Here is an 8,181-nt window from a genome sequence, read left to right on the forward strand (position 1 = left end):
TCCGCGTCACCGTCGAGCCGCTGCGCCCGCTCGACGCGGCCCGGCAACGGGCGCTGGCGCAGGAGGTCGACCGGGTCGGCGAGATCCTGGAGGGCCGGGCGTCGCTGACCGTCGGCACCGTCAGTGTCGGCCCGCACGCCTGAGACCACGCCAGCCTGCCGACTGGGCGAGGATGAGAGGGTGCTTCCCGAACCGGTCGACCACGCGCCCCGGCAGGCGTTCCCCTGGGCGGTGCTGCGGCAGCGCTGGGAGGACCTCACGTTCCTGCACTGGGCGGTCGATCCGGCGCTCGTCGCGCCGTTGCTTCCCGTCGGGACCCGGCCGGACACACTCCACGGGGTCAGCTACGTCGGCCTGATCGGTTTCCGGATGGTCGGGCTGGGCTTCGGCCGTGGCCCGGGGGTGCCCTACTTCGGCACCTTCTCAGAAACCAACGTCCGGCTCTACTCCGTCGACGACGACGGCCGACGAGCTGTGGTGTTCCGGTCGCTCGACGCGTCCCGCCTGGTGCCGGTGCTGGTGGCCCGGGCGACGCTGCGCCTGCCGTACCTCTGGTCGTCGATGCGGTTGGCACGCGACGGCGACCGCCGCACCTACCGGTGCCGGCGGCGCTGGCCGGGGCCGGCGGGCGCGACGAGCCGGATGGTGGTGCGGGTCGGGGAACGGATCGTCGAGCCGACCCCGCTCGACCATTTCCTCACCGCCCGTTGGGGGCTGCACACCCGGGCGTACGGACGCACGCTGCACCTGCCGAACTGGCATCCGAGCTGGCCGCTGCACCGGTGCGAGCTGCTGCACCTGGATGACGAGCTGGTCGCCGCCGCCGGGTTGCCGGCACCGGTCGGGCCGCCGGTCAGCGTGCTCTACTCGCCCGGTGTCGGGGTCCGGTTCGGCCCGCCGGTGGCGGCCCGGCTACGTGCCGCCGGGCCGCCGCGGGCTCAGTAGCGGCCACCCTCGGGCGCGGGCAGGGCGTCCAGGTCGGCCAGGTCCTCGGCGCTGAGCCGCACGTCAGCGGCCGCGCAGTTGTCCAGCAGGTATCTCGGGGTCTTGGTGCCGGGGATCGGGATGACCTGATCACCCTGGGCCACCACCCAGGCGAGGGCGACCTGCGCGGGGCTGACGCCCGCCCGGTCGGCGATCTCCCGGACCCGGGCGACGATGGCGAGGTTGGCGCGCAGCGCGTCCTGTTGGAAGCGCGGCAGGCCGCGCCGGAAGTCGTCGGCGGGAAGGTCGTCGAACGAGCTGAACCGGCCGGCGAGGAAACCGCGGCCGAGCGGGGAGAACGGCAGGAAGGCGATGCCCTGCTGGGCGCAGTACGGCAGCACCTCGGTCAACGGGTCGCGGGTCCACAGTGACAGCTCGGACTGCACCGACGCGACCGGGTGCACCGCCTGGGCGCGCACGATCTGGGCGACCGTCACCTCGGAGAGCCCGATCTGCCGGGCCTTGCCGGCCGCCACGACCTCCGCCATCGCGCCCCAGGACTCCTCGATGGGCACCTGCGGGTCGACCCGGTGCAGCTGGTCGAGGTCGACGTGGTCGGTGCCGAGTCGGCGCAGGCTCTCGTCGATCGCCGCGCGGATGTGCTCCGGGCGGCCGTTGTTGCCGATCCTCGGCGAGTTGCCGGGGCCGCCGGTGGGGGAGGTGGCCACCAGGCCGACCTTCGTGGCCAGCACGGCCCGCTCCCGCTCGCCGCCGGTGAGCGCCCGCCCGACCAGCTCCTCATTGGTGTACGGCCCGTACACGTCCGACGTGTCGATCAGTGTCGCGCCCAGGTCCAGTGCCTGTCGGATGACGGAGATCGACGTGTCGTCGTCGCGAGGGCCCGTGATGTCGTAGCCGTGGCTCATGCCCATGCAGCCGAGGCCGATGACGCCGACCTCGGGGCCGGTGCTGCCCAGCGTGGTGGTTCGCATGGCCCCAGGCTACGACCGACGCGGCCGACGGGCACCTCGCGCGTCGGGCGGCCGGGTCGACCGCCCCGATGGTCGGGTGCCCGCGTCGCCCCTCGGGACTTCTCGCCGCTCAGGACGTCAACTGGGTGAAGCGGATGCTGTTGCCGAACGGATCGCGCAGGGCGCAGTCGATCCCGTAGAAGCGTTCGGTGGGTTCCTCGGTGAACTCGACGCCCCGGCCCAGCAGCGTCTCGTACGTCTTGCGGCAGTCGTCGGTGGAGAAGATCAGCGAGCCGCCCATCGCACCCTTGGTGACCAGGGCGCGGACCTGCTGGGCGGTCTCCTCGGACAGCGCCGGTGGGCCGGGCCTCTCCAACAGGATCTGGCGACCCGGCTCGCCGGGGACGTTGACGGTCAGCCAGCGCATGAAGCCCATGTCGACGTCGACGTTGACCTCCAGGCCGAGCTTGCCGACGTAGAAGTCGAGGGCCTCGTCCTGGTCGAGGACGTAGATCTGTGAGTGCGTGATCGCGGTGAACATGCACGTCACGGTAGGGGTCGGCGCCGCCGGACGCTTATCCGAAACTGCGCGGTGACGACTCTCACCAGAAGCGGACTCGCGAGTCCGGTACGGTGGACACGAAGCGGACCTGCGAGTCCGGATATGCCCACCGTCACCACGAGGAGCCCCCATGACCCCGGTACGGATCAGCGACGCCCTGCGCGCGGTGGTCTTCGAACCCACCCGCGACCTGACCGAGGCGCTCGACGAGTTCTACGCCCCGGACTACACCCACCGCAGCGACGGCGAGACCGTCGACCGGGCCGGATTCGTCGAGATGGTGACCCGGGTACGCGCCCAGATCGCCGGCGGCACCGTACGGGTTCTCGACGAGCTGCGCGACGGTCTCCGCTACGCCGAACGACACGTCTTCGAGATCACCATGGTCGACGGGTCGACCGCCAGGGGGGAGATCGCGATCTTCGGGTCGTACGCCGAGGACGGCCGGTTCCGCCACCTCAGCGAGACCGGCTTCGACCTGCCCGCCTGACCCACCTCGACAATCAGCACCGGAGAGAGAGCCATGCCCCGCCTTGCCGACCCCGACCCGAACGCCATTCCGGCCGACGTCCGCGACGTCCTGTCCGCCCTGCCGCCCGACCCGATGGTCAAGATGCTGACCCACTCGGTCGGCACGGTGGCCCTCTTCATCCAGCTCGCGAAGGCGCAGTTCACCTCGCTGGAGCTGCCCGCCCGCTCGCGGGAGCTGGTCATCCTGACGGTCGCCGAGTACGCCGGGTGCGAGTTCGTGGCGGCCCAGCACCGCCCGATGTCCGAGGCCGCCGGCGTCGACCAGCGCACCCGCGACATCATCAGCAGCCGGGACCTCGACAACCCGGGCCTTGCCGCGGACGACCGGACGCTCATCCGGTTCGCCGCCGAGGTGGTGCGCTCACCGCGCGTTCCCGACGACCTCTTCGACGAGGTCCGGGCCAATCTCAGCGAGCGCGAGGTCGTCGAGGTGCTCCAGGTGATCGGCTACTACTGGTCGTTCGGACGGGTGGCCACGGTGCTCAACGTCGAACTCACCACCGTGTACGGCGACGAGCCGTTGCTGACCGGCGGGACCGAACGGGCAGACTGACGCCATGACCCCACCGACGCCGAGCGACCCGGACGCACCCCGTCGGCGGCTGGACGCCCGTCGCAACCAGGAGCGGGTCATCGCCGCCGCCCGGGAGCTCTTCACCGAGCAGGGTCTGCAGGTGACGGTGCCGCAGGTGGCGGAGCGGGCCGGGGTGGGTCGCGCGACGGTGTACCGCAGCTACCCCAGCAAGGAGGACCTGATCGTCGCTGTGGTCCAGCGGCAGTTTGAGGAGCTGGAGCAGCGCATCCGCGCGGCGCTTGACGGCGCTGACGCGTACCAGGAGTGGTGTTCGTTCGTGCCCGACCTGTTCGGACGCCTGGCGCGCGACCGGGTCCTCGCCGACGCGTTCTTCGAGGGCCGGCTGGTGCCCGCCGCGCGCATCCTGAGCCTGATCGGGCAGCTGGTGGCGGCGGCCCGGCTGTCCGGCAAGATCCGCCAGGACGCCGGGGAGTTGGACATCCGGGTACTTCTCTGCGGGGCGGTTCGGCAGCTCATCGTGCTCGACGAGCGCGACCCGGCGGTGTGGCGCCGGTACGCCGACCTGGTGCTCAACGCGCTACGCCGCTGACCATCGGGCTGACACTTAGGGCTTGACCTCAGTGTCAGCCCGATGGAATAGTTAGGCGTATGGCTAAGCATGTGGGGGGCGACGCGCTCGACAGCGTGCTCCACGCGCTGTCCGACCCCACCCGCCGCCAGGTCGTGGAGCGCCTGTCCCAGGGTCCGGCCACGACCAGCGAGCTGGCCCGCCCGTTCGACATGGCGCTGCCGTCGTTCACCCAGCACCTGCACGTCCTTGAGCGCTGTGGCCTGGTGACGTCGCAGAAGCAGGGTCGGGTGCGCACCTACCGGCTCGCGCCTCAGTCGCTCGAGCGCCTCGACACCTGGCTCGCCGCGCAACGCGCCCGGTGGACCCGACGCCTCGACCAACTCGACTCGGTTCTCTACGACCTGAAGGAGCAGCAGCGATGACCGCCTACCCGGTGAACCCCGACCTCGATCTCGTCCTGGAGCGCCGCGTCGACGTGGCCCCCGAACTGGTCTGGCGCGCCTGGACCACGCCCGAGCTGGTGATGCGGTGGTTCAGCCCGAAACCCTGGTCGACCGTCGCCTGCGAGATCGACCTGCGGCCCGGTGGCCGGTTCGACACCACCATGCGCTCGCCCGAGGGCCAGGAGTTTCCCAGCAGCGGCTGCATCCTGGTGGCCGACGAGGGCTCGACGCTGGTCTTCACCTCCGCCATGGGCGCCGGGTTCCGCCCGATCGTCACCGCCGACGGCTTCCCGTTCACCGCGGTGATCCAGATCGAGCCGGACGGCGCCGGCACGAAGTACACCGCCACCGCGATCCACGCCGACGCGTCGGCGAAGAAGTCGCACGAGGGGATGGGCTTCCACGAGGGCTGGGGTGCGGCGCTGGACCAGCTCGTCGAGCTCGCCAGGACCCTCTGAGCAGCGGCTCCGCTTGCCTGCATCGGCGTTGATCGATATTGTTCGCGGAGGCGCCGCCCCGCCTCAGGCCACCATCGTCGATCCGAAGCGGGTTCCGCATGCGCACACTGAGACTTGTCACGACCCTGGCCGTCGCCGGCCTGCTCGCCGGTGGGGCGGCGGCGGTCGCCGCCACACCGGCCAGCGCGGCGACCGCCGTGTTCTCGGTGACGAACAACTGGGGCAACGGCTACCAGGGGCAGGTCACCGTCACCAACGACACCTCCGCGCCGATCAGCAGTTGGCGGGTCGAGTTCGACCTGCCGTCCTCCTCGACCATCACCCAGTCGTGGAACGCGCAGCAGACCACCTCGGGCAGTCACTACACCTTCGCCAACGTGTCCTGGAACGGCAACCTCGCCGCTGGTGCCTCGACCTCGTTCGGCTTCCTCGTCAACGGCACCGGCACCCCGGTCAACTGCACGGTGAACGGCGCCGGCTGCGCCGGCGGCCCACCCCCGACCACGCCGCCGACCACGCCACCCCCGACCACCCCGCCGCCCACCACCGGCACGCCCGTCGAGCGGCACGGGCAGCTGCGGGTCTGCGGCACCACGATGTGCGACAAGTCCGGCGCCCGGGTGCAGTTGCGCGGCATCAGCAGCATGTGGCTCAACTGGGAGACCGCCCCGTACGCCGAGAACCTCTCCGCGCTGCGCTGGATGCGCGACAACTGGAACCTCCAGGTGATCCGCGCGGCGATGGGGGTGGAGCCGGCGGGGGCGTACCTCAGCGACCCGGCCAAGGCGCGCGCACAGGTGGAGACCATCATCAACAACGCGGTCACCGCCGGGGTGTACGTGATCGTCGACTGGCACGCGCACGAGGCGCAGAACAACCAGTCCCAGGCGGTGGCGTTCTTCGGCGACCTGGCCCGCCGGTACGGCAACCTGCCCAACGTCATCTGGGAGCCCTACAACGAGCCGCTCCAGGTCAGCTGGACCACCGTCATCAAGCCGTACCACCAGGCGGTGGTGTCCGCGATCCGCGCCGCCGACCCGGACAACATCATCGTGCTCGGCACCCCGACCTGGTCACAGGACGTCGACGTCGCGGCGGCCAGCCCGGTCGCCGGCACCAACCTGATGTACACGCTGCACTTCTACTCCTGCACGCACGGGTCGTCGCTGCGGGCCAAGGGGGACGCCGCGATCCGCGCGGGTCTGGCGCTGTTCGTCACGGAGTGGGGCGCCAGCAACGCCGACGGCGGCCTCGACGGCCGGGCCTGCCTGCCCGAGGCGCAGTCCTGGATCGACTGGATAAAGGCGAACGGCATCTCCTGGACGGCCTGGAAGCTCGACGTCGGCACCGACACCACCAACCTGCTCAGCCCGGGCGCGCCGGTGACCGGCGGGTGGACCAACTACCTGCACGGCCACGCGCCGTTCGTGGTGGCGAACATGAGGTGACCCCGGCCGCTCCCAGGCCATGATCGACACGAGTTCACTGATGTCGGGGTATCCGGATCGACGGGATACCCCGACATCGCCATGCCCGTGTCGATCAGGCAGCAGCGCGCGGATCGATCGCCGTGCCGGCGGATGGACAGAACGGCGGGTCACCTTAACGCGCCGGAAACGCCCCCGGTACCAACCCTGGGAACGCTCGTCGGACAGTCGACACCACCGACACGCGAACCGGGGTGACCATGGCCGACAACACCACGAACGCGCCGACGTACGACGGGCCGGTGGGCCGGTCCGGCAATGGCCGGACAGCGCCCACGCCGCGCACCAACCGGGCCCTGTCGCTCGACGACGGCGACCCGGCTGACCTGGCCACGATCGGGGTGGAGGAGGAGTTCCACGTCGTCGACCTGCACACCAGGGAGTTGGTGCCCCGCGCCGGCGAGCTGCTCGACCGGTTGCCGGCGGCCTCGTTCACCGCCGAGCTCCACCGCAGCGTGGTGGAGACCAACACCGCGGTCTGTCGCACCCTCGACGAGATCCGCGCCGAGCTGACCGGGCTGCGGCACAGCGCGGTCCAGGTCGCCGACCGGGCCGGGCTGGGCATCGTGGCGGCCGGTACGGTGCCGTTGCGGGCCGACGGTGACCCCAGCGTCACACCCACCTCCCGCTACCGGCGGATGCTCGACGAGTACCAGATGCTCGCCCGGGAGCAGCTGATCTGCGGCGCGCAGGTGCACGTCGGCGTCGCCGACCGGGACCTGGCGGTGGCGGTCACCCGCCGGGTCCAGCCGTGGCTGCCGGTGCTGCTCGCTCTCTCCACCAGCTCGCCGTACTGGATGGGTCAGGACAGCGGCTACGCCAGCGTCCGGTCGTTGGTCTGGCAACGCTGGCCCACCGCCGGTGACCCGGGCGAGGTGACCAGCGCCGCCGACCACGAGGCGCTGGTCGCCGAACTGATCGCCTCCGAGACCATCACCGACCCCGCCATGATCTATTTCGACGTCCGGCCGTCGGCGCACGTGCCCACAGTGGAACTGCGAATCACCGACGCCAACCCGGACGTGGAGACCATCGTCCTGCTCACCGGCCTGTTCCGGGCGCTCGTGCGGCGGGAGGTCGCCGCCCTGCGCGCCGCGGTGGAGCGCACCGCCGTGCGACCACCGGTGCTGCGGGCGGCCGTGTGGCGGGCGGCCCGCTCCGGCCTGGAAGGTGACCTGCTCGACCTGCCCCGCTCGGCCCGGCCGGTGCCGGCCGCCCAGGCGGTCCGCCGCCTGGTGACCGACCTGCGCCCGCAGTTGGCGGCGACCGGGGACTGGGAGCAGGTCAGCGAGCTGACCCGGTACGCGCTGCAACGCGGCAGCTCGGCCGCGCGACAGCGGCGGGCGTACCAGCGGCGTGGCCGGTTGGCCGACGTGGTCGACCTGCTGCTCGACGAGACCCGGGGCCGGGTCCGTGGGCCGCTGCCGGGCGCGCCGACACCGCCGGCGTTGCCCACGTACGCCGACGCCGGCGACGAGGTATTCGGACCGGCCGGACCGCAACCGGTGTACGCCCCGATGCTCGCGGCCCTGCGTCAGCTCGGTGCCGGCGTCCTGCGTCAACGCGAGCACGACCGGGACGAGGAGCAGCGGGCCCGGGGGGTGACGTTCAGCGTGGCCGGTGAGGCGAGCACCCGGCTCTTCCCGGTGGACCTGGTGCCCCGGGTGGTGCCCGCCGCCGACTGGCGGACCCTGCGTAC

General features: G+C 71.6%; 10 protein-coding genes. 8 read left to right on the plus strand and 2 right to left on the minus strand.

Features of this window, described 5'->3' with window-relative positions; translation table 11 throughout:
* Nucleotides 1–180 precede the first annotated feature (180 nt).
* Nucleotides 181–945, plus strand: coding sequence for a YqjF family protein (locus KBX53_RS14185; RefSeq protein WP_030335383.1), 765 nt, complete (start codon nucleotides 181–183; stop codon nucleotides 943–945).
* Here KBX53_RS14185 and KBX53_RS14190 read toward each other — a convergent pair.
* Together KBX53_RS14190 and KBX53_RS14195 are read right to left on the minus strand one after the other, a co-directional pair.
* Entirely contained in the window at nucleotides 939–1,916 is a 978-nt protein-coding gene (locus KBX53_RS14190) for an aldo/keto reductase (RefSeq protein WP_210859687.1), read from the minus strand. The genes KBX53_RS14185 and KBX53_RS14190 overlap by 7 nt on opposite strands.
* Before the next feature lie 109 nt (nucleotides 1,917–2,025).
* Nucleotides 2,026–2,436 (minus strand): VOC family protein, encoded by a 411-nt coding sequence (locus KBX53_RS14195; protein ID WP_210859689.1) that lies wholly within the window; start codon nucleotides 2,434–2,436, stop codon nucleotides 2,026–2,028.
* Nucleotides 2,437–2,587: 151 nt separating this feature from the next.
* Here KBX53_RS14195 and KBX53_RS14200 point away from each other — a divergent pair, with 151 nt between their 5' ends.
* The 7 genes from KBX53_RS14200 to KBX53_RS14230 form a co-directional block, all read left to right on the plus strand.
* Complete coding sequence (locus tag KBX53_RS14200) at nucleotides 2,588–2,947, plus strand: hypothetical protein (protein ID WP_210859691.1); 360 nt, start codon at nucleotides 2,588–2,590, stop codon at nucleotides 2,945–2,947.
* A gap of 33 nt (nucleotides 2,948–2,980) precedes the next feature.
* Complete coding sequence (locus tag KBX53_RS14205) at nucleotides 2,981–3,541, plus strand: carboxymuconolactone decarboxylase family protein (RefSeq protein WP_030335392.1); 561 nt, start codon at nucleotides 2,981–2,983, stop codon at nucleotides 3,539–3,541.
* Between the two features lie 4 nt (nucleotides 3,542–3,545).
* Nucleotides 3,546–4,112: a TetR/AcrR family transcriptional regulator gene (locus KBX53_RS14210; protein WP_210859693.1), complete on the plus strand. Its 567-nt coding sequence runs from the start codon at nucleotides 3,546–3,548 to the stop codon at nucleotides 4,110–4,112.
* A gap of 59 nt (nucleotides 4,113–4,171) precedes the next feature.
* Nucleotides 4,172–4,516 (plus strand): helix-turn-helix transcriptional regulator, encoded by a 345-nt coding sequence (locus tag KBX53_RS14215; RefSeq protein ID WP_210859695.1) that lies wholly within the window; start codon nucleotides 4,172–4,174, stop codon nucleotides 4,514–4,516.
* A complete protein-coding gene (locus tag KBX53_RS14220) occupies nucleotides 4,513–4,995 on the plus strand; it encodes an SRPBCC family protein (RefSeq protein ID WP_210859697.1) in 483 nt (160 codons plus the stop codon). Before KBX53_RS14215 ends, KBX53_RS14220 begins: the two co-directional genes overlap by 4 nt.
* Before the next feature lie 98 nt (nucleotides 4,996–5,093).
* Nucleotides 5,094–6,443, plus strand: coding sequence for a cellulase family glycosylhydrolase (locus KBX53_RS14225; protein ID WP_210859699.1), 1,350 nt, complete (start codon nucleotides 5,094–5,096; stop codon nucleotides 6,441–6,443).
* A gap of 239 nt (nucleotides 6,444–6,682) precedes the next feature.
* Nucleotides 6,683–8,181: glutamate--cysteine ligase (locus KBX53_RS14230; protein ID WP_210859701.1), on the plus strand; the 1,499-nt coding region annotated here is incomplete at its 3' end.

This window comes from Micromonospora sp. M51 (assembly GCF_018070305.1).
Classification (GTDB): domain Bacteria; phylum Actinomycetota; class Actinomycetes; order Mycobacteriales; family Micromonosporaceae; genus Micromonospora; species Micromonospora parva.